Origin of the sequence: Lachnoanaerobaculum sp. MSX33 (assembly GCF_000512995.1) — a bacterium.
Classification (GTDB): domain Bacteria; phylum Bacillota; class Clostridia; order Lachnospirales; family Lachnospiraceae; genus Lachnoanaerobaculum.
In genome coordinates, this window is record NZ_AZXX01000081.1 from 25,617 (window position 1) to 47,879 (window position 22,263).

The following is a 22,263-nucleotide window of genomic DNA, read 5'->3' on the forward strand; positions in this document are numbered from 1 at the left end:
CTGAGTTTCACAACCCCGATTTTATTCTGTTACCCTGTAGTAGCTTTTATCTGCACAATTTTTGCACATAACCTTGCCGTCTTTTACTACCTGCCTTAAATCTATTACCTCTTCACCGCATACTTCGCAAACAGCCTCTCCAAGAGGAAGCCCCGGCATATCTTGAGGTTTTATATCTACAAACACTCTTTGGACTGTGAACAAGTCTTCATCTTTTAAATCGGCAAAAAACTCTGCAATGTCTCCGCCATCCGGAGGATAACACCTGTTCTTTCTATAAATTCTGTAAGCTTCTTTAGTATCCATATTTACAAATGTACATGCGGTTTTGCCATAGTCAAGAAATACAAATCTTCGCTTACCTACTTTACATCCTGTAACTGTCATTATTGCATCCGCTATACATCTGTCGGTTTCAACATAAACCTTTAAGTTCTTATAATCTTCTTTTTCACCGAGATTTAAAAGCCTTACAGCATAGATTGCCATTTTAACACCTATTGCCTGCCCGGAACAAAGATGTCCGTGGTAGTTGACGGCTTTTTTAAGTTTCTCCAAATAGTAACTTTTATCAAACATAAGAGCCTTCCTTATAATTTATTTTTCTATTATAAATATACTGAATCTTCTGTATACACTTATAAAATAGGTAAAAGTTTCGCCCAAAGCCTTATACTCTTTTGAGAGCTTACTTTTTTTAAGTATATCCTTTATCTGCTCATTATTATTTTGAGTATAAGATTTCAAAAACCTTATTCCCTCATCTTCATCTCTTACATACTGTCCGTTCTCACATTCCATATCAATCTTTTTATATTTTATTTTCTCTTTTTCAAGGTATAGAATTATGGTTAATGAGTTTTCCTTACAAAATTTACTTGCCTCATCCTGATTCATACCGCTGTCGGATGTAGTATTTTTGATAAGAATAACCCCTTTATCTGCCATATCAAGCATGAGCTTCACATCCTTTGAAGGCCTTGAAAAAAACTTTGCCACTATATAATCCACATTGTGGAACACATTCTCATACACATTTGATCTTATAGGAATTATATTTTTTATGTTGTGTTTTTTTATATTCTTTTCCAATACATCAAGTACCTTATCCTGTATATCGGTTGACACCACAATATTGGCATATTTTGACATAGCAAGTGAAAAATATCCTGTACCGCAACCAAGTTCGGCTACATTTTTATTCTTAATGTAGTCTTTTATCTCATTACAAATTTTTTCATCCATGTTGTTTGTCTCACAACATACTATGTTCCAGTATATTTTATCTTCGTTCCAATTAAACATAGTCTTTAACTCTTCCATTTTATCCTCTGTTATAAGTCTTACAAAACAGGCAGGCATACCGGCGTACCCTCCACATCTTTTATATTGATATCTATTTTATATATTTGTTTTAATATATCAGTATTCAGAGTATCCTTTGTATTGCCGTAACTTAGTACTTTCCCGTTCTTTAATACCAGAGCTTTATCACAAAACATAAGAGAATGCTGCGGATTATGAGAGGATAAAATAACTATATATCCCTCTTTTGAAAGCCTCTGTATTCTCTTCATAACCCTTATTTGATTGCCGTAATCAAGGTTTGATGTAGGTTCATCCATTATAAGTATTTTTGCATCCTGCAACATGGCTCTGGCTATCAAAACAAGCTGTCTCTCTCCTCCGCTTATATCCAGATATCCGCGTTTTTCCAAATCTGCTATATTCAAATAGTTTAAAACTTCTCTTGCTCTGTCATAGTCAGTATCCTTAGGGACCGAAAAACTTCCTATCTTACTTGCCATTCCCATTATCACCACATCTATAACTGTATAGTTAAAATGTGGTGTGTGAACCTGTGGTATATATGCCACCATTCTTGAAATCTCTTTTGCTGAAAGCTTTGAAATATCCTTATCATTTATGAAGATATTTCCTGATTTCGGCTTTAATACTCCAAGCATACATTTAAACAGTGTCGATTTACCGGCACCGTTTTGTCCGAGAACACAAAGTAAAGTATCACTTTCTATTTCAAAATTCACATCATCAAGTATAAGATCTTTTTTATACGCAAAGCTTAAATTGTTAACTTTTATACCCATTTATTTATTCTCCCCCGATTTATATATTAAGTATAAAAACAGCGGAGCGCCTATAAAGGAAGTCAGTATACCAAGCGGTACTTCCGAAGTTGAAATATTCCTTGCAAAATTGTCTACAAAAATCAAAAATGCAGATCCGAGCAATGCGGAACTTATAAGGAGATATCTGTAGTCATATCCCACTATCATCCTTGCAAAATGCGGTATAACAAGCCCTACCCAGCCGATTATTCCGCTTACACTTACACTTGCTGAAGTCATCAGTGTGGCTGTCACAATTATAATAACCTTTAAGACTTTAACATTAATTCCAAGAGTAGCCGCTTCTTCTTCACCCATTGTCAAAATATTTATTCGCCATCTGATAAGCATAAGAGGAATCATAGAAAGTATGATTGGAATACTTACAAATACTGTATCACTCATCTTTATGGATGCAAGCGATCCCATCAACCAATATGTTATTGCCGGCAATGTATTATCGGTATCTGCGATAAGCTTTAGATATGAAATCATAGCTGAAAACAACGAGCCTACCATTATACCAGCCAATATCATACTGAAAGTCTTGTCCGCCCTAGATTTTTCACTTATAAAATATGCCAAACTCACTGCAAAAAGCCCTACAATAAATGATAAAAATGTAGTCTTGGCATATCCTATTGAAAAGAATATCCCAAGTGCCGCACCGAAACCTGCACCGTTTGATGCACCAAGCACTTCTGGAGAAACCATGTTGTTTTTAAAAAGCCCCTGATATACACAACCTGCCACCGACAAAGCACTTCCTATCAGTAAAGCTGCCAGTATTCTCGGCATTCTTATCTGATATATAACTGTATATGTGTTATCATCCCAGGTTTTCTTTAAAGGAATAAACTTTGATAAAAGCACTTTTACTACATTTATCGGATTTATCGAATATTTTCCTATTCCGAATGACATAACAAAAACGGCTGTCAATATTAAAAACATTATAATTATCTTCTTATTTTTACTCATATTTCCCCTACTTTAATCAACGGAATAGTTATATTGATTATATAAATCATTATATATTCCGTAATAAGCATATATGTTGATATAAATACTACGAATTTTATTATATTATTGTAACTTATATTTTACTCTTTTTCAATTATAAAATCGATTAATTCAATAAAAAGTAGAAGTTTTATCGAGTATAATAATAAATATTTAGTATTAAATATCCTTAAATCTAATAAAACAACATAAAAAGAGGTGTGTGAAAAGGAAATTCCATTTACACACACCTCAGATGTTTTAATATGATAGTGAAATACTATCTGTTCATATATTTATACTTCTATATTGTAAATTTCTTTTAAGAAAACTTTTTCATCCGAAATACATTTTTCCAATATACCGGCTTTTTTTAAGCCGACTGCAATTGCAACAGATCTGGCCTGGCAGTTGATGGATTTATTCGGATTAAACTCAATATCTGTAAATGCCTCATACATATCAAGTTCTTCCAAATACTTCTTATTTTTAGCTAAGGCATTTATGTAGATCCAATTATAGAAAAAATCTTTAGGTTCGCTTTTAAAATCTTTTCCGAACAAATTAAATCCTATTACCTTTCCGCTTTCTCTTAAGCGGCTATCTTTCTTTGCCTCCCACGGTTTAACATCATATAAATCTGTATACGGTCCACCATGTTCAAAGACTTTACTTCCTTGAAATACATATTCAAGTTTATATTGACTCCCATTTATACAGGTCAACAAGTTAAAGGCACTTAGGTTTATTCCAAGCTTATTCTCTCCCTTAGTTGAAATCTCTAAAACATTACCTCCACCTTGTTCTTTATAAGAATTGTGAAGAGAGTTGATTGATTTTTTCTTTTGACTTTCAGAAAATCCTGCAAAATACTCAAATTCAATTGTTTTCTCTGTATAAAAAGGATACTTATCCTTTGCAATAAATATAGGTCTTTTTGCCATAAATTCCCCCTTATAATTTTCTTTATTTTACCCCATCAAATCAAAAAACGATATCTGATTACTCTCCGGCAAATCACCCAGCAAGTTCAAACTGTCAAGAAGTTCGCATGTACTCTTTCCGACCTTGGCTCTTGACATAAAATCATCTTTTGAAATGAAAGGTCCGGCCTTTGTTGCATTGACTATGGATGTTGCGGCAGTTTCTCCAAGGCCTTCAATACTTGAAAGCGAAGGCATTATTTTACCGTCATCCATTATTTGAAACTTTGTAGGATGCACTTTGAAAAGATCAATCTTTGCAAATTCAAAACCTCTGGCGTACATCTCCTGTGCTATTCTCATATCACGAAGAGTATCCGCATATTTGGCTGTGGTATCAGGATTTTTCTTATACTGAGCAATATTAAACTCAAGTTTATCCTTTCCCATACACATAAGAGAATAGTTAAATCCTGTAGCTCTTATAGTAAAATATGCCGTATAATATGCCAAAGGATAAAATATCTTACAGTAAGCAATTCTCCATGCCATCATAACATAGGCCGCCGCATGAGCTTTAGGGAACATATACTTTATTTTCTTACAGGACCAGATATACCAGCCAGGCACACCCTTTTCCTCCATATGTTCCACCCATTCGTCTGTAAGTCCCTTACCCTTTCTTACACTCTCCATTATCTTAAATGATTCACCCTCATCAAGTCCCTGTTCTATAAGATAAATCATGATATCATCTCTGGTGCAGATGGCTGTTCTGATGGTTGCCTTGCCTTCAAGTATCAAGGTCTGTGCATTTCCAAGCCAAACATCGGTACCATGTGCAAGTCCTGCAATTCTTACAAGGTCTGAAAGTCCCTGTGGCTTGGTATCAATTAACATTTGCATAGCAAAGTCGGTACCAAACTCCGGTACTCCTAAGGCACCAAGCGGACAGTCAAGTATATCCTTCGGCTCAATACCAAGTGCCGAAGTGTTTTGGAACAGACTCATTGTCTCCTTTGAATCCAGTGGAATATCCTTTACAGGATCAATACCTGTAAGGTCTTGAAGCATTCTTATCATTGTAGGATCCTGATGTCCCAGTATATCAAGTTTCAAAAGATTGTGGTCAATAGCATGATAATCAAAATGTGTGGTAATGGTCTTTGTTGTCATATCATTTGCCGGTCTTTGCACCGGTGTAAATGTATATATTTCCTCACCATGAGGCAATACTATTATACCTCCCGGGTGCTGACCTGTAGTTCTTCTTACACCTTCACAGCCTACAGCAAGTCTGTTTATTTCACATTTTCTCTTACTCTCATTTTTATCATCAAAGTAATGCTTTACATAACCGTATGCCGTCTTGTTTGCCAGAGTACCGACTGTTCCGGCTCTGTAAGTATAACCCTTACCGAATATCACCTCGGTATATTCATGGGCATTTGGCTGATATTCTCCTGAGAAGTTCAAATCGATATCGGGCTCTTTATCTCCCTTAAATCCAAGGAAAGTCTCAAAAGGAATATCAAATCCGTCTTTTTTAAGCTTCTTACCGCATTTCGGACAAATCTTATCAGGCATATCACAGCCTGCCATTCCCGCAAACGCCTTTACCTCAGGTGAATCAAAGTCCACATATTTACAATCACAGTAATAATGTGCAGGTAGCGGATTAACCTCTGTTATTCCTGATGTATATGCGGCAAAAGAAGAACCTACAGATCCTCTTGAACCGACAAGGTAGCCGTCTTCGTTGCTCTTTTCCACCAGCTTTTTTGCAATAATGTACATAACCGCAAATCCGTTTGAGATAATGGAGTTCAGCTCTTTTTTCAGTCTGTCTTCCACTATCTTAGGCAATACTTCACCATACTGCTCATGTGCTTTCTTGTAACATGCATTGGTCAAATCCTCATCCGAATTTTCTATGACAGGAGGACATTTATCAGGTCTTACCGGTGATATCACCTCCACCATATCTGCAATCATCCTTGTATTTGTAACAACCACTTCATAGGCTTTTTCACTGCCGAGGTATTCAAATTCATCAAGCATCTCTTTAGTTGTACGAAGATATAGAGGCGGCTGTGTATCCGCATCCTTATATCCCTTTCCATAGAATATAATTCTTCGATATATTTCATCCTCAGGATTCAAAAAATGCACATCACAGGTGGCAACTACAGGCTTTTCATATACATTTCCAAGCTCTACAATCCTTCTGTTGATATCCTGAAGATCTTCTATAGAATGAATATCATTTTGTTCATCTTCCAAAAGGAACATATTGTTGCCTATAGGTTGAATCTCAAGATAATCATAGAATGATACTATTCTGTTTAATTCATCATCTGTAGCATCATCTAAAATAGCCTTATAAACCTCTCCCTGTTCACAGGCGCTTCCTATAATCAGTCCCTCTCTCATCTTTGAAAGAATTGACTTAGGTATTCTGGGTCTTTTATTAAAGAAATCGATATGTGATAAAGAAATCAATTTATAAAGATTTATTCTTCCGATATCATTTTTTGCAAGTATTATTACATGATTGTATTTGGTTTTCTTTACAATATCCGCATTTGTCTCACCTAAACTTGCTACCTCTGCTAATTTTGACAGCCCCCTTGCTTTAAGTCTTTTTATAAACTCCACCCATATCTGTGCCGTAGCTTCGGCATCATTTACTGCTCTATGATGGCCTTCAAGTGATATATTTAAAGCCTTACATACCGTATCCAGCTTAAATCTGTTAAGATCAGGCAGAAGTAATCTTGCCATTGCTACGGTATCTATTATAGAAGGATTGTACTCTCTGTTTATCCTCTTTGCATTCTCACGTATAAAGCCGGTATCAAAGCCTGCATTATGTGCAACTATAATATAATCCTCGCAAAAATCCAAAAAATCCGGAAGTATATCTTCGATAACAGGGGCATTCATTACCATTGCATCGTTTATATGTGTAAGTTCCTCTATCTTAAAAGGAATTGGTCTTCTTGGATTTACAAATGTAGAAAACCTGTCAACTATCTCCCCCTTTACAACCTTTACAGCACCAATCTCTGTGATGGCATCGTTTTTTGCAGAAAAACCTGTGGTCTCTATATCAAATACTATAAAACCGTCATCCAAGGTTTTATCCATAGGATTGGTCACAAGTTCTTTTAAATCATCTACCAGATAACCTTCTACGCCATATATTATCTTAGGTGGATTCTTCACATGGCTGGCTTCGGTAAAGCCTTGAATATTTCCATGATCTGTAATTGCAATTGCATCCATACCCCAGTTTTTAGCCTGATTTATGATATCGGAAGCTGAAGAAACACCGTCAAAATCGCTCATCTTTGTGTGACAATGAAGCTCCACTCTTTTTATAGGCTCATTATCCGTTCTTATATTTTCTTCAAACTTCTCACATTTTTTAATTCCCTTTATAGAAGATATAGTAAGCTCACTGTCAAATTTATCAATCAGAGCCATACCGTTTACTTTTATGTAATTTCCCTTGACTATATTTGCATTAACAGCATCCAACTGCTCGCCACGAACAAACATCTTTACATAAATAGAATCGCTGAAATCTGTAATTGCAAAAATATAAAGTGTAGAATCACTTCTTTCAAGATATCTGCTTTCAACTTCTATTATCTTTCCTCTGACAGTGACTTCTCCAATCTCTCCGATAAGGTCTGAGAGTTTTATAAAATTGTCATCAAAATCTCTTCCGTAAATAACATCCGGATTATCAGACTTTTGTTTTGTAAATTTAGGAGTATATCCTTTTTTATCAAAGCCTTTGTTTCCGAACTTTTTCTTACCGTTATCATTTTGGGAATTTGACTTTGCTGTAGCTTCATTTGGTTTTGCAGCTTCATTATTTTCACCGCTTTCCCAGGCCGCATTTGCATTTCCGGTAACAAAATCACTGTTATCGCTTTTCTTTGTAACAGTTCGCTCGGCATACTCTATCTCTTCGTTCTTTTCTTTTCTTGCAATAAACTTATGCCTTACCGTACAAAGTATTCCACATCTTTCATTAAATATTTTTTCAAGTATTCTTACAAGCTCATCAATTACACTTTCATTTAAAGGATTTTTCTCAACCGTCATGTCCATGTATGAACCGTCAAATGTAATACAGGCATTGTTTAAAATAACATACTGGGATATCTTATAGTTTTTTATTTCCAGAAGTATGCTCTCTCTATATGCCTCAAAAAGGTTCTTGGCGGTATATTGGCTTGATAGTTTGAATTTTTCAAATATTTTAATTTTAACATTCTTCTTTGGAAACATCTTATCCTTTATAAGCTTTTCCAAATCAAGGATTGTTTTCTTCTCTATTATTCTCTCGGCAATGATATTTATCTTTATCAAAGACATATCATTGCTGGCGCTTACTTTTTCCACAAAAACAAAGTTTAAAAGTTCATCAATATGACCTGAACATTCTAAACTTTGAAAAACATCTTTGAATTTTTTTAACATTCTATGCCTCTTTTGACAATATATCAAGTTCCTCTTTAAGGGCTGCCAAAAGTTCATTCTCCGGCAATTTCTTCACAACCTTGCCCTTCTTTATCAAAAGCCCTTCACCTATTCCACCGGCAATTCCTATGTCGGCTTCCTTTGCTTCTCCCGGTCCGTTTACCACGCATCCCATTACTGCGACCTTTATATTAAGATCATAACCTTCTACAAGCTTTTCAACCTTACCTGCAAGACCTATCAGATCAATATTTGTTCTTCCGCATGTAGGACAGGATACAACTTCAATACCGCCCTTTCTCAGGCCGAGATTGTTTAATATAAGCTTTGCCGCAAAGATTTCTTCTACCGGATCACCTGTAAGAGATACTCTGACAGTATCACCTATACCCTGATATAATATAATACCAAGGCCGAGGGATGACTTTATCATACCTCTTTTTACCGTTCCGGATTCCGTAATACCTATATGAAGAGGATAGTCGGTCTTTTGTGAAATAAGCTCATGTGCCTTTACACACATCATTACATCGGAAGATTTGATACTTATAACCAGATTGTTATAATCCATATCCTCTATAATTTTAACCTTATCAAGTGCAGACTCTACAATACCTTCAGCAGTGACACCGCCATATTTTTCTATAAGATTTTTCTCCAAAGAACCTGAGTTTACCCCGACTCTTATAGGAAGATTTCTTTCTTTGCAGGCATCCACTACAGCTTTTATTCTTTCACTGCTTCCGATATTTCCGGGATTTATCCTTATCTTATCACAACCTGACTTTATAGCCTCAAGTGCCAGTCTGTAGTCAAAATGAATATCTGCAACAAGAGGTATATGTATCTGCTTTTTAATCTCGGAGATTGCCGAAGCGGCCTCCGAATTTGGTACTGCAACTCTTATTATGTCACATCCTGCGTCCTCAAGTCTTAAAATCTGATCTACAGTTGCTTTAACATCCTCAGTCTTTGTATTACACATCGACTGTATAAGAATAGGCATGTCACCGCCTATATATTTATCTCCTATTTGTACTAATCTTGTTTTCTTTCTCATTATTTACTCCAATGATGTTTAGCATCATATAATCTTTCTTATATCATTAAACATTACAAAAACCATCAAAAGCATTAAGAGAGCAAAACCTGCAAAATGAATATAGCCTTCCACTTTTCTGTTTAACGGTCGTCTAAATATCGCCTCAAGGAATAAAAAGATAAGTCTTCCGCCGTCAAGTGCCGGTAGTGGAAGTAAATTCATTACTCCAAGGTTTGCGCTTAAAAGCAAAACCATCTGTGACAATGAAAGCAGCACAACAAATATTCCATACGGTTTTGATTCATTTACCGTAGTTCCAATCATATTTACAATACCTACAGGTCCGCTTATCTCACTTGCCCTTGCTCTGCCTCTGAGAAGGTATATAAGTGAATCAACAGTCATGGAAATTGTATATTTTACTTCCAAAACAGAATACTTCAGTACAGAAAAAGGATTTTTCAGCTTTTCATATCCTGAGCTTTTTATACCTATCATATATTGAGAGTATTCCTCATTATACACAGGTGTAACGGTTATTGTTTGTTTTTCATTATTTCTTTTTACTGTAAGTGTAATATCCTTACCCTGATTCATAAACAGATATGTGGAAACACTTCTGTAAAAATCAATCTCTCTTCCGTTAATTTTTTCTATCTCATCGCCTACCATAAGCCCTGAGATCTCAGCCGGAAGTCCTGATACAAATCCGCTTATAACAGGTTTATCCACGCCTACATTTGCAACTATAAATATGGCAACTAAAAATGCTAAGATAAAGTTAAAAAAAGGTCCTGCCGCAATAGTGGCAATTCTACCTAAAAGCGGTGCACTGTTAAAGCTTCCCGGTGCATCTTCATCCTCATCTTCTCCATACATGGCGCAGGAACCGCCAAGCGGTAAGAGTTTCAGTGAGTACCTGGTCTCTTTTCCTTTTACAGAAAAAATTCTAGGTCCCATACCTACAGAAAACTCTACAACTTTTACTCCTGAGAGTTTGGCAAAAAGAAAATGTCCAAACTCATGTATTAAAACTATTATTCCAAAAATAATCAGTGCAATAACTATATTCAAATTTTTATCCTTTCCAGATATTCTTCGGTCCATTGTTTCAATGATAGGATATCCTCAAGAGACGGATTCTCCTTGAACTGATGATTTTCTATGGCAAGACCTATGAGACGCGGTATATCTGTAAATCCAATCTTTTTATTTAAGAATTTATCTACAGCCCATTCATTGGCGGCATTTAAAACTGTAGGTGCACTTCCACCCTTTTTGCCTGCCGATATAGCCATCTTGAGTCCTTCAAATACATCCAAATCAGGTTTTGAAAAGTTTAAAGTTGAAAGTTTTGAAAAGTTCACTCTTTCCTCAGATATATATCTTCTCTCCGGATAAAAAATAGCGTAGGAAATAGGCAACTTCATATCAGGTGTACCAAGCTGTGCTAAAATTCCGTTATCTTTAAACTCTACCATAGAATGAATGATGGATTCTTTCTGTATTACAACTTCAATATCATCAATATCCACATCAAATAAATGCGACGCCTCAATTATCTCCAATCCCTTGTTGATCATTGTAGCAGAATCGATGGTGATTTTTTTGCCCATACTCCAATTCGGATGCTTTAGAGCATCTTCAAGAGTAACATTTTCTAACTCTTCCTTACTGAATCCTCTAAAAGGACCTCCTGAAGCGGTAAGCAAGATCTTCTTGATAGGATTGTTTTTATCAAGGCATTGAAAAATAGCACTGTGTTCAGAGTCAACAGGATATATATTAATACCAATATCCTTTGCAAGCGGCATTATAATATGACCTGCGCAAACAAGTGTCTCCTTATTTGCAAGTGCAATATCCTTCTTTGCCTTAATTGCCGCAATAGTAGGTTCTATACCTATCATACCTACAACAGCCGTTACCACTATATCCGCATCACAAACAGTGGCAACCTCTATCAGTCCTTCCATACCGAAGCTCACCTTTACATTCAAATCCTTTACTTTATCTGAAAGAATTTTAGCATCAGCTTCCTCCCATATGGCAACCACCTTAGGCTTGAACTCTCGTATCTGCTTTTCCAGTAAATCTATATTTTTATGTGCGGAAAGTGCTACCACTTCCACATCATTATTTATTCTCACTATATCAAGTGTTTGTGTTCCTATGGATCCTGTGGACCCCAAAATAGATATTTTTTTCATTTATTTAACCCAAAAAATATATTGCAAAAAAGATTGCAGGAGCGGTGAATATCATACTATCAAATCTGTCTAGTATGCCACCATGTCCCGGAATCAAATTTCCATAGTCTTTTATATCATGATTTCTCTTTATAGCTGAGGCAAGTGCATCTCCAACCTGTGATATTACAGAACCTATGGCACATGAAGCCGCACAGGTAAATATAGGTGAGAAAGTACTTGTAAAATGTCCCGACAATATAAAGCCGAATATACCTCCTATAAGAGCGGCACCCAAAACTCCGCCTATACTGCCTTCTACAGACTTCTTAGGACTTAGTACAGGAGCTATTTTGTGCTTACCGAAAAGTGATCCTACTGCATATGCACATGTATCCGAGCCCCAGCTGGATATAAGTATCAGCCATGCAAGATACTGTCCGTCCTCATATGTTCTGGTATTGTAAACATATGAAAACAGTATTGGAATATACATCACTCCCATAAATATAAGTGATATCTCCTCGGTCTTATACTTTGGAAATGTAAATACATATATTGCAAAAATAAGCATAAGAAATGCTATCACTGAAAAGAATATATATTGATTTAATTTAAAATAAATCAAGCAATAATATATCAATGAATACACATATCCAAGATATGCAATATTTTTCTTATCAAGGTCCAAAGCTCTGTAAAACTCAAATAAACCTATAAAGGAAATCAATGCGGATAATATTATAAGCGGTAAATTACCGATATAAAAAGCCAAGATAGCCACTATCAAAAGTCCTATTCCACTTATCAGTCTGGTAAAAAACATTAACGACCTCCAAATCTCCTCTGTCTTTTGCTGTAGCTCTCAACAGCCTTCAAAAGCTCTTCCTTATCAAAATCCGGCCACAAGGTATCCGTAATATAAAACTCACTGTATGCTATCTGCCAAAGTAAGAAGTTTGAAACTCTCAGCTCACCGCTTGTACGAATAAGCAAATCCGGATCCGGTAAATTCTTTGTATCTAAATATGAGGATATAAGCTCCTCATTTATATTCTCTTTTGAAATAACTCCGGCGGCGGCATCATCCACTATATGCTCTATAGCTCTTTTTATCTCATCTCTTCCACCGTAATTTATTGCAAATGCAAAAGTCATACCGGTGTTTTTACTTGTTGCATCCACAAGCTTTTGAATTCCTTTTCTGATATCGGGATCAAATCTGCTCTCATCACCGATCATTACAGCCTTTACATTGTTTTTATTTGCAACATCAATAAGCTTCACCATGTAAAATCTGAGAAGCTTCATCAAAGCACTTACTTCCACAGCGGATCTTTTCCAATTCTCTGTAGAAAAAGCGTATACTGTAAGGCACTCCACTCCAAGTCGTACACAGTCCTCAACAGTTTTTTCGAGCGCCTCACATCCGGCTTTATGTCCCATTGCTCTTGGAAGGTTTCTTCTTTCAGCCCATCTGCCATTGCCGTCCAGTATTATGGCAATGCTTTTCGGTATAACTAAGTTTTCCAAATTTATACTCCATTCACTTTAAATTATAAAACAAGAAGGTGGAAGCCCACCTTCTTAAACTTTAGAAACTGTTTGTCTCTACTGATATGAAGTCGGCTAATTAAACTGTTAATATTTCCTTTGACTTGTCTTCAATAGCCTTATCTACTCTCTCAATAGCCTTATCTGTAATCTTTTGTATTTTATTTTCGCCGTCCTTTAAATCATCCTCTGTGAACTCTCCGGCCTTTTCAAGTTTTTTGATGGCATCTATAGCATCACGTCTGATATTTCTGACAGCAACCTTACATGCCTCACCTTTTTTCTTTACATCCTTAACAAGCTCTTTTCTTCTCTCTTCTGTAAGCTCAGGGAAGATAAGTCTGATACATGAACCGTCATTTGTAGGATTGATACCAAGGTCCGACAAATTGATAGCCTTCTCGATTTCCTTTAAAAGAGACTTCTCCCAAGGTGATATCTGTATAATTCTTGGCTCAGGAACTGAAATGTTTCCTACCTGATGAATAGGTGTAGGTGTTCCGTAATATTCAACTTTTATTCTGTCAAGTACATGAGGGTTAGCTCTTCCTGCTCTGATTGAAGCGTATTCCTCAAGCAAAACATCGATAGATTTAGTCATCTTCTCTTCAAACTTTTTAATACTCTCTTGCATAAAATCTCCTTAAAAATTATGTTTATTAAATATAATACAATTTACACTGTCACAATTGTTCCGTTTATCTTACCGTCAAGTGCATTTTTTATAGAATTCTCTTCATTTAAATCAAACACTGCAAGCGGCATCTTATGCTCAAGACAAATTACTGAAGCGGTCAAATCCACTACAGCAAGTCTCTTATCAATAACTTCCTGAATTGTAAGTGTGTCATACTTCTTGGCATTAGGATCGACCTTAGGATCTGCATTATATACTCCGTCAATAGACTTTGCCAAAAGTATCATATCTACATCCATCTCTATAGCTCTTAAAACTATACCTGTATCTGTAGAGAAGTATGGGTGACCTGTACCGCCACCGAAGAATACAACCTTACCCTCTTTAAATCTTTCATTTACTCTGTCTTTTGAAAAGATCTCCGCCATATCTCCACATGCAAATGCTGAAAAGATTGCAGTATCTATTCCCTCAGAACGGAAAATCTCAGATACATAAATACAGTTCATAATGGTTGCGAGCATTCCTATCTGATCCGCCTTTGTTCTGTCTATAGCCTCAGACGTTCTGCCTCTCCAATAGTTACCTCCACCGATAACAATACCTATATTTGTACCTGCAGCCAAGGAAGGCTTTAATTGCTTTGCAATATCTCTTACTTTATCTTCGTTGTAACCGCCTTCAGGTTTAGCCAAAGCTTCACCGCTCAGTTTCAACATTACTCTTTTATTTTGCATAGATTCTTCTATCCTTTTTAATTGGAATTATGACACAAGTATACCATAGGGAAAATAGTTATACAATGTCAAAATAAACCCTTAAAGTTTGCACAAAGAAAATTTATTTCCACTCAAAACTCTTTGCCATCAGCTCCGCCGCCTTGTTTACAGACTCATCATTGTCAAAGTTTGACATAAATACCATCACATATTTTTTATCTCTTAATATATAGTATTGACGATCTATCTCATCACTGTCATTAAACTTGATATCAAATATATACATTATATCTCCTGCATCGGTTTTTCCCGATGAACCGTAAACTACAGCATCCATACCGTATTGTTTGATTTGCATATTTAACTGCCATGTGGTAGACTCGGCAAACCTTTCACTTTCATCCAAGTTGTAATTTTGATGTCCGGTATTTATAGAGATATTATTTGGTCTTGCATCATGTTCATGACCCTCCACAACATAAAAATATCTTCCGCCTCCCGACTGTTCCTTTGCTTCACCGAATCCATCAGCCACGATAAAGCTTCCAAACTCCTTTTCAACTCTCTTTGAGTCTTTAGTGGCGGCATCATCTTTTTGTGTGGCTTCCACCGTACTCTCATCCGCTTTTGCAGTCGCCGCTACATCCGCCTGTTTATTTCCACAAGCAGAAAGCATTACAATCATTAAAGGTAACAGATATAAACTCTTTTTCATAAATTATGTCCTCCCGGAAGTTAAAATGTAAGGTTTTAAGAACTGTAAACCTAAGTATATTGTACTACTAACTTATACTTCCTGTACATATGGTTAAGAAATAAATTTTGTTTGCTCCCGAATCTTTTAAGACTTTTGCACATTTTTCTATAGTTGTACCTGTAGTATATACATCATCAACAATCAAAATATTTTTAATATTTGAAGGCAAATCCCTTACTATGAATGCATTGTCAAGGTTGTGAAGCCTCTCCGTTCTGCTTAAGCCCTTTTGATCTATAGTCTTTTTTACTCTGCAAAGGCAGTCATGTAATACAGGTATATCCAGATACTTTGATAAGTTCTTTGCCAATATATCGGACTGATTAAAACCTCTCATCCTCTTTCGTGAGCTGTGAAGGGGAACAGGCATGATACAGTCAATATTTGAGACTTTAATAAACTTTTCATAGCGAATTGCCATTAGCTTTGCAAAGCCTTCAATATATTCTCTTTTGTTATCATACTTAATTTTAAGTATGATATGCCTCATCTCATCGGTATAATTACAAAGTCCTCTTCCGGCTTCAAACTCTCTGTCTGAATTACACTCGTCACAGTAGGCGGAATCTTCTGAAATTATTTCCTTACCGCATTTAATACAATATGGCTCTTTCACAAAAGAGAGCTTTTTTATGCATGTCTTACATATAAGATGACCTTTTTCATTTACTATCTCTTCACACACAGGACATCTTCTCGGGTAAATAATATCAACTATGTTTTTAAATATGTCCTAATCCTCCTTAGATAACATGGAAAGTTCAATTATTTTGGATTTTAAACCGGTATATCTTGCCATCTCCTTAGTATTTTGAATCATACTGTAAAACACTTCAGGAATACCTACAAGTACCACACATTTTTTTGCTCTTGTAACAGCCGTATATATAAGATTTCTGTTCATAAGCATTGCAGGTCCCTTATAAATGGGAATAATTACAGCCGGATACTCACTTCCCTGTGATTTATGAACTGTAATAGCATATGCAAGTTCAATCTCATTAAACTCAGAAAACTCATAATTTGAAACCTTACCGTCATCAAAACAAATGGTGAAGCTTTCCGAAAACATATCTATTTCTTTAATTATTCCGGTATCACCATTGTAAACTCCAAGTCCCTTATCTACCGGCAGATGTTTTTCATTGTATACGAACCACTCTTTTTGGTAATTGTTTTTTATCTGCATTACCTTATCACCTTCTCTAAAGACTGTGGCATCATATTCTTTTTCTTTTTTGGAGTTACTTGCAGGATTAAGTTTATTTTGTAAAAATGAATTTAACAGCTCCACTCCGAGAGGACCCTTTCTCATAGGTGTCATAACCTGAAGTTCATTTGTAGATGCTTTTACATATGAAGGAAGTTTATCTCTTATAAGGGAAATAACGGAAGCCATTACATGCTCGGGATTACTCTGTTTGATAAAAATAAAATCATTACTTTTCTTACCCAGATCAATCTCTTCATTTGTCATTATTTTATGAGCGTTTACAACAATATCACTTCCCGTGGACTGGCGGAATATCTTATTAAGCCTTACAACATTAAAACAATTTGAATCAATCATGTCTTTTAACACTGTTCCCGGTCCTACACTTGGAAGCTGATTTATATCTCCTACCAGAATCAGTCTGGTTCCTATTGCTACAGCCTTTAAAAGTGCATTCATAAGGAAAATATCCACCATACTGACTTCATCCACTATAAGTACATCTGACTCAAGAGGATTGTCTTCATTTCTCTCAAAATGAGTGCCTATATTGCTCGAATTATCACTGTTATTAGGTGTTATTTCCAGAAGTCTGTGAATGGTTTTCGCTTCATATGATGTGGCTTCAGACATCCTCTTTGCAGCTCTTCCCGTAGGTGCTGCGAGCGCAATGCTTTCGCCTTCGCTCTCAAAGTATTTGATAATAGTATTTATAGTTGTAGTCTTTCCGGTTCCCGGTCCTCCGGTAATTATTATAAGACCGCTGCTTATGGATTCTATTACCGCCTGCCTTTGCAAGTCATCAAGGACAATACCTTCTTTATCCTCAATCTTTAGAATTTTCTCTTCTATCTTTTCTATATCATACTTTGCTTTTATATTGATATCTGTCAGCATTTTTGCTACGGCAAGCTCAGTATAATAACACTGTGAAAGATAAACTTGAGTTTCTTCATTTTTCTTCACAACGATTCTTTTTTCCATCTGCATCTCTGAAAGTAAAGAATCAAAGTCAAATATATTTTCACCGAATAAATCAAGGAATTCAGCATTTAAAACTGTATCAGGCAGATATAGATGTCCGGACATCATGGCATTTGATAGAATATACTCCACCCCGGCAATGGCACGAAACTTGGAATCGGCTGTAATACCGACCTTTTTGGCAATATCGTCTGCAATCTTAAAACCTATACCGTCTATATCATCTGCAAGTTTGTATGGATTGGTCTCTATTATAGTATATATTTTACTTCCGTATTCCATATATATCTTTGCGGAAAGCTTCATGCTGATACCGAACTTTTGCAAAAAAATCATAGCATCACGCATGGACTTTTTTTCCTGTATCTGTTCGCTTATTGATCTTGCAAGCTTTTCACTTACACCTTTGACTTCAGCCAGTCTCTCAGGTTCTTCTTCCATAACCCTTAGAGTATCCATCTTAAATTTTTTGACAATTCTTTTTGCCAGTGCCTCGCCTACACCCTTTATTGCGGAAGATTCCAGATACTTTTGTATACTGTCAAGTTCTCTAGGCTCGATTATTTCGTATTCATCGACAAAAAGCTGCTCTCCATAGTTTGGATGCAGCTTCATATTTCCCTTTGCCTTTATAAATTCGCCTTCAGCGATATAGTTGAAGGTACCGACAAGGACATAGTCGTCATCATCGGCCTCCACGCTGAGCACAGTATAGCCATTTGTTTCATTCCTATAAATGATTTTTTCGATATAGCCTGATACTGTTGACATATTATTTTTTAGAATCTCCCTTATTACCGGTTCTAAATTCGATAAACTTACCTGTACCTATAGCAACAGCTGTCAAAGGATTGTCAGCTATTACAGTGTTGATACCTGTCTTTTCCTCAATAAGAGCATCAAGACCTGAAAGTAATGCACCACCGCCGGTAAGTACAATACCTCTGTCATATACATCGGCCGCAAGCTCAGGTGGTGTTCTCTCCAAAACATTGTGAACAGAGTCTACGATCTGCATTGCAGGCTCTCTGAGTGCCTCTAAAGTTTCATCAGAGTTAACCTCTATGGTCTTTGGAAGTCCTGTTACAAGGTTTCTACCCTTAACTTCCATAGTAAGAACCTCAGGTCTTCTGTATGCTGCACCGATATTAATCTTAATTTCTTCCGCTGTTCTCTCACCGATCAAAAGATTATGCTTCTTTCTCATATATCTTACGATAGACTCATCGAAATCGTCACCCGCAATCTTAATTGATGTACTTACAACAGTACCTCCAAGAGATATAACCGCAATATCCGCTGTACCTCCACCGATATCAACTATCATGTTTCCTACAGCCTTCTCAATATCAATTCCTGCACCTATAGCGGCAGCTACAGGCTCCTCAATAATCTTAACTTCTCTTGCACCTGCAGAATATGTTGCATCCTCTACAGCCTTCTTCTCGACCTCAGTAGCACCTGACGGGATACATACTGCAATTCTAGGCTTTCTGAAAGTCTTCTTTCCTACAGCCTTGTCGATAAAGTACTTTAACATCTTTTCTGTAATTGTATAATCTGAAATAACACCCTGACGAAGCGGTCTTACCGCCACAATATTTCCCGGTGTTCTTCCGATCATAAGTCTGGCTTCTTCACCTATGGCCTGTATCTTGCCGTTTTCTCTATCTATAGCTACAACACTTGGCTCTTTTAAAACAACACCCTTGCCCTTTATATAAACTAAGATACTTGCTGTTCCAAGATCTATACCAATGTCATTGGATGTAAACCAAAACATATTCTCCTCCAAACTACTTATTATAAATTTTAATGTAACACACTGTATACTATTCTACAACAAATAATGAAATTAGCCAATATCAATATTTAGAAATAAATTATAAAGAAATACGATATTTCTATGTAAAACCGCTTTTGACTAAAATTATGAGGCAAAAACTTGAAAACCGATCGTTGATTTCTTCTCTTCAAAAACATTTACGTCACAAAAATCTTCCCTTTTTAATATATATTCAATATCAGCTTCAACTTCATCTCCTCTGTAATTTCTTAATGCGAAGTTTAAAACAGCCCTTTCCACAAGATTTCTGCAAAATCTTCCGTTTCCGCTCTCAATGTTTTTTGTAGAGCTCGCACAGATTTCTTTAATAAATGCCTTTGCATTATTATCTACTAAAAATCCTCTTTTACCTGCTTCAAGCTCACAAATATCTGCCAGTTCATCTGTAGTATAGTCGTCAAATCTCACTCTAAAAGGTACTCTTGATCTAAGTCCGGTATTTCGCAAGAAAAACTTCTCCATCTCATCAGGATAGCCTGAAAATATTACGATGGTATCCTTTCTGTTATTTTCCATTTCCTGAACAATCATATTTAGAGCTTCGTCACCGAATCTTCCGCTTCCTTTATCTAAAAGAGAATATGCCTCATCTATAAAGAGCACACCTCCCTTGGCTCTTTGAAATACACTCTTTACCATCGGAGCTGTTTGACCCACATACTGTGCTACAAGATCGGCTCTTCCTACCTCTATAAACTCTCCTGTTTTTATAATACCGATTTCCTTCAGCAATCCGGCCACAATCCTTGCTACAGTAGTCTTTGCAGTGCCCGGATTCCCTACAAACTCCATATTCAAAGTTATAGGCTCTAACTGTTCTCCCTTTTCTTCCATGGCCTTTCTCATCCTTGCAAATGCTAAAATCTTTTTCACCTGATTCTTTGCAGCCTTTATCCCAACCAAAGACTGTAGTTCCTCCATGTAGTTACGCTTATCCGTTATATTATCAAAAATGTTTTCGGAAATTGCCGGCAATCCGGCAGAATCCATATTTTCAAATAATTCATCCTCATACGAACTTACATAATTCTTTTCAATAAGCTGTGTTCTGATCTCCGCAACATGTTTCCTGCCGAGATTTTTAACCTTAAGTAGTTCCATATCGGACATTTCAAGAAGCTTCTTTATAGATGTTATATTTGCCTTTTTTAATGAATTATAAGATCTAACCCCCAGTTCCAGATTGTCAATAGAGTCCCTATCCAACTTTTGTTGAATACCAAGTACTTTCAATAGAATGATAATATAATCTCGTAAATTCTTTTTACTTATGTTATTATCACTTGCTTCATCTCCTACCTCTTCCAAAACACAACCCTTAAAGACCATACTTATAAGTGATTTAAGCTTTTTGGATATTCTTTGCGGAAAATCAAAAACAATACTTCCAACATTACCGTCTTTATTTCCTCCGGCTTTCATAATAACACTGATATGTCCTCCAACCTCTCTTATCTCCTTACACATTGCCTCAAAATATTCGGATTTAGGAATCATATATATTATGTCATCATCTATAAAATTCATATTCATACTCTCACAGGCAACCGCTCTATACTTTACTCTGTCATTCTTGGAGAATTTATCTTCCAAAATATACTTGTCAGGAATTATCTTTGCGTAATTACCGAAAATCCAGTAAAACTCATCTGTAGAAACCTTCTTGTCCGCATCCAAGTATATATAGTTTTTATAAGGCTAACCCTGATTCATTACAATTTCAAATCCCAAAGTCTCACCTTCTTTTAAATACATTCCATAGGTCATAAATCTGTCACTGACACCATATATCTCACCGTTAAATTCACCTGTATATACTATTGATGTTGAACATAAGAATTCTTTACGTATTTCATTTGTTTTATTCATTGCCATACCTCTTTTCGTTTTTAATTTATTTTGTTTTAGTCGCAGTCTGCAATAACTCTTCCTTGGCATGCTCACTGTCTGTCATCGCATACTTCCCCGGCCGGCCGTCATTTGCATCTGCGGATTTAATTTTCAAGGTGCAAAAAAGCACAGCAAAAAGCCATTGCCTTTAAAATTGACGCACTACCCCCTAGGTAGTACGATTCATTCTAAAAACAATGGCTGAAATATAAACCAATTAAATTTTACTTAGATATATTAGCACATATATTTCATTAATACAATACATATTATTAAAGTGTAAAATAAAAATGATATTCTTATATGGTACATTTTATTGTATAATTATTAAAATTAATCGGAGTAAATTTCGATTATCAGGAGGATACATATGGATTATGAGAAACTGAAATCATTTAGAAATATAAACAACAACTTTGCAAAATTACTTGGCATAGAACTTACCGAGCTTTCAAACGGCTATGCCAAAGCAGAAATGAAAGTCACAAAAGAACTTTTAAATCCCATAGGTTCAATACATGGAGGCTGCCTCTATACCATCGCCGATATAGCAGGTGGTGCCGCCGCAAGTTCCTACGGAATACATGTTACTACAATAGACGGAAACTTCCATTATCTGCGTGCAGGATTAAACACAAAAAAACTTTATGCTACAGCCACAGAAATAAAGAAAGGAAAGAAAATCTCCGTCTACAGCATATCTGTAAAAGATCAGGACGATGTCGAGCTTGCGGTAGGTATATTTTCATTTATGTCGCTGGGGAAGGCGATAGAGATATAAAATGTATGAAAACCATATGCTTTTGCTTTTTATATGTAAAGAAAAAGTCTGTCGCTGATTGTATACAATCCTAACACCCCGGAAAGCCCCGTTTTAAGCT

Annotated in this window: 20 protein-coding genes; 1 reads left to right on the forward strand and 19 read right to left on the reverse strand. The window is 36.0% G+C overall.

The window, feature by feature from the left end:
* Positions 1 to 21: 21 nt before the first annotated feature.
* From HMPREF1495_RS09000 to HMPREF1495_RS14095, 19 genes are all read right to left on the reverse strand, one after another.
* A complete protein-coding gene (locus tag HMPREF1495_RS09000; RefSeq protein ID WP_034213990.1) occupies positions 22 to 579 on the reverse strand; it encodes an FmdE family protein in 558 nt (185 codons plus the stop codon).
* Positions 580 to 597: 18 nt separating this feature from the next.
* Positions 598 to 1,362: a methyltransferase gene (locus tag HMPREF1495_RS09005; RefSeq protein WP_034213992.1), complete on the reverse strand. Its 765-nt coding sequence runs from the start codon at positions 1,360 to 1,362 to the stop codon at positions 598 to 600.
* Positions 1,344 to 2,108 carry an ABC transporter ATP-binding protein gene (locus HMPREF1495_RS09010; protein ID WP_034213994.1) on the reverse strand — a complete coding sequence of 255 codons (765 nt, stop codon included), beginning with the start codon at positions 2,106 to 2,108 and terminating at the stop codon, positions 1,344 to 1,346. Before HMPREF1495_RS09010 ends, HMPREF1495_RS09005 begins: the two co-directional genes overlap by 19 nt.
* On the reverse strand, positions 2,109 to 3,110 hold the full coding sequence (locus HMPREF1495_RS09015) for a FecCD family ABC transporter permease (RefSeq protein WP_034213997.1): 1,002 nt from the start codon (positions 3,108 to 3,110) through the stop codon (positions 2,109 to 2,111).
* 317 nt (positions 3,111 to 3,427) lie between these two features.
* On the reverse strand, positions 3,428 to 4,075 hold the full coding sequence (locus tag HMPREF1495_RS09020) for a DarT1-associated NADAR antitoxin family protein (RefSeq protein WP_034214000.1): 648 nt from the start codon (positions 4,073 to 4,075) through the stop codon (positions 3,428 to 3,430).
* 27 nt (positions 4,076 to 4,102) lie between these two features.
* Positions 4,103 to 8,551 (reverse strand): PolC-type DNA polymerase III, encoded by a 4,449-nt coding sequence (locus tag HMPREF1495_RS09025; protein WP_034214002.1) that lies wholly within the window; start codon positions 8,549 to 8,551, stop codon positions 4,103 to 4,105.
* Position 8,552: 1 nt separating this feature from the next.
* Positions 8,553 to 9,611: a flavodoxin-dependent (E)-4-hydroxy-3-methylbut-2-enyl-diphosphate synthase gene (gene ispG, locus HMPREF1495_RS09030; RefSeq protein ID WP_034214005.1), complete on the reverse strand. Its 1,059-nt coding sequence runs from the start codon at positions 9,609 to 9,611 to the stop codon at positions 8,553 to 8,555.
* 24 nt (positions 9,612 to 9,635) lie between these two features.
* On the reverse strand, positions 9,636 to 10,667 hold the full coding sequence (gene rseP / locus HMPREF1495_RS09035; protein ID WP_034214031.1) for an RIP metalloprotease RseP: 1,032 nt from the start codon (positions 10,665 to 10,667) through the stop codon (positions 9,636 to 9,638).
* Complete coding sequence (gene dxr / locus HMPREF1495_RS09040; RefSeq protein ID WP_034214008.1) at positions 10,664 to 11,803, reverse strand: 1-deoxy-D-xylulose-5-phosphate reductoisomerase; 1,140 nt, start codon at positions 11,801 to 11,803, stop codon at positions 10,664 to 10,666. The genes rseP and dxr overlap by 4 nt, the downstream gene beginning before the upstream one ends.
* A gap of 4 nt (positions 11,804 to 11,807) precedes the next feature.
* On the reverse strand, positions 11,808 to 12,608 hold the full coding sequence (locus tag HMPREF1495_RS09045) for a phosphatidate cytidylyltransferase (protein ID WP_034214011.1): 801 nt from the start codon (positions 12,606 to 12,608) through the stop codon (positions 11,808 to 11,810).
* A complete protein-coding gene (locus HMPREF1495_RS09050; RefSeq protein WP_034214013.1) occupies positions 12,608 to 13,315 on the reverse strand; it encodes an isoprenyl transferase in 708 nt (235 codons plus the stop codon). Before HMPREF1495_RS09050 ends, HMPREF1495_RS09045 begins: the two co-directional genes overlap by 1 nt.
* Before the next feature lie 100 nt (positions 13,316 to 13,415).
* Positions 13,416 to 13,970: a ribosome recycling factor gene (gene frr / locus HMPREF1495_RS09055; protein WP_034214015.1), complete on the reverse strand. Its 555-nt coding sequence runs from the start codon at positions 13,968 to 13,970 to the stop codon at positions 13,416 to 13,418.
* 41 nt (positions 13,971 to 14,011) lie between these two features.
* Complete coding sequence (pyrH, locus tag HMPREF1495_RS09060) at positions 14,012 to 14,710, reverse strand: UMP kinase (protein WP_034214016.1); 699 nt, start codon at positions 14,708 to 14,710, stop codon at positions 14,012 to 14,014.
* A 103-nt stretch (positions 14,711 to 14,813) separates the two neighbouring features.
* Positions 14,814 to 15,407 (reverse strand): hypothetical protein, encoded by a 594-nt coding sequence (locus HMPREF1495_RS09065; protein ID WP_034214017.1) that lies wholly within the window; start codon positions 15,405 to 15,407, stop codon positions 14,814 to 14,816.
* A gap of 67 nt (positions 15,408 to 15,474) precedes the next feature.
* On the reverse strand, positions 15,475 to 16,179 hold the full coding sequence (locus HMPREF1495_RS09070; RefSeq protein ID WP_330368704.1) for a ComF family protein: 705 nt from the start codon (positions 16,177 to 16,179) through the stop codon (positions 15,475 to 15,477).
* Positions 16,180 to 16,182: 3 nt separating this feature from the next.
* Entirely contained in the window at positions 16,183 to 18,417 is a 2,235-nt protein-coding gene (gene recD2 / locus HMPREF1495_RS09075) for an SF1B family DNA helicase RecD2 (RefSeq protein WP_034214022.1), read from the reverse strand.
* Position 18,418: 1 nt separating this feature from the next.
* On the reverse strand, positions 18,419 to 19,429 hold the full coding sequence (locus HMPREF1495_RS09080) for a rod shape-determining protein (protein ID WP_007591892.1): 1,011 nt from the start codon (positions 19,427 to 19,429) through the stop codon (positions 18,419 to 18,421).
* Positions 19,430 to 19,576: 147 nt separating this feature from the next.
* Positions 19,577 to 21,169, reverse strand: a complete 1,593-nt coding sequence (locus HMPREF1495_RS13465) for a DNA-directed RNA polymerase subunit alpha C-terminal domain-containing protein (protein WP_242832885.1) — start codon at positions 21,167 to 21,169, stop codon at positions 19,577 to 19,579.
* Positions 21,170 to 21,190: 21 nt separating this feature from the next.
* Entirely contained in the window at positions 21,191 to 21,367 is a 177-nt protein-coding gene (locus tag HMPREF1495_RS14095) for a hypothetical protein (RefSeq protein WP_242832886.1), read from the reverse strand.
* 385 nt (positions 21,368 to 21,752) lie between these two features.
* Between HMPREF1495_RS14095 and HMPREF1495_RS09090 the strand changes: the two genes are divergently transcribed.
* Positions 21,753 to 22,163: a PaaI family thioesterase gene (locus HMPREF1495_RS09090; RefSeq protein WP_034214026.1), complete on the forward strand. Its 411-nt coding sequence runs from the start codon at positions 21,753 to 21,755 to the stop codon at positions 22,161 to 22,163.
* Positions 22,164 to 22,263 lie beyond the last annotated feature (100 nt).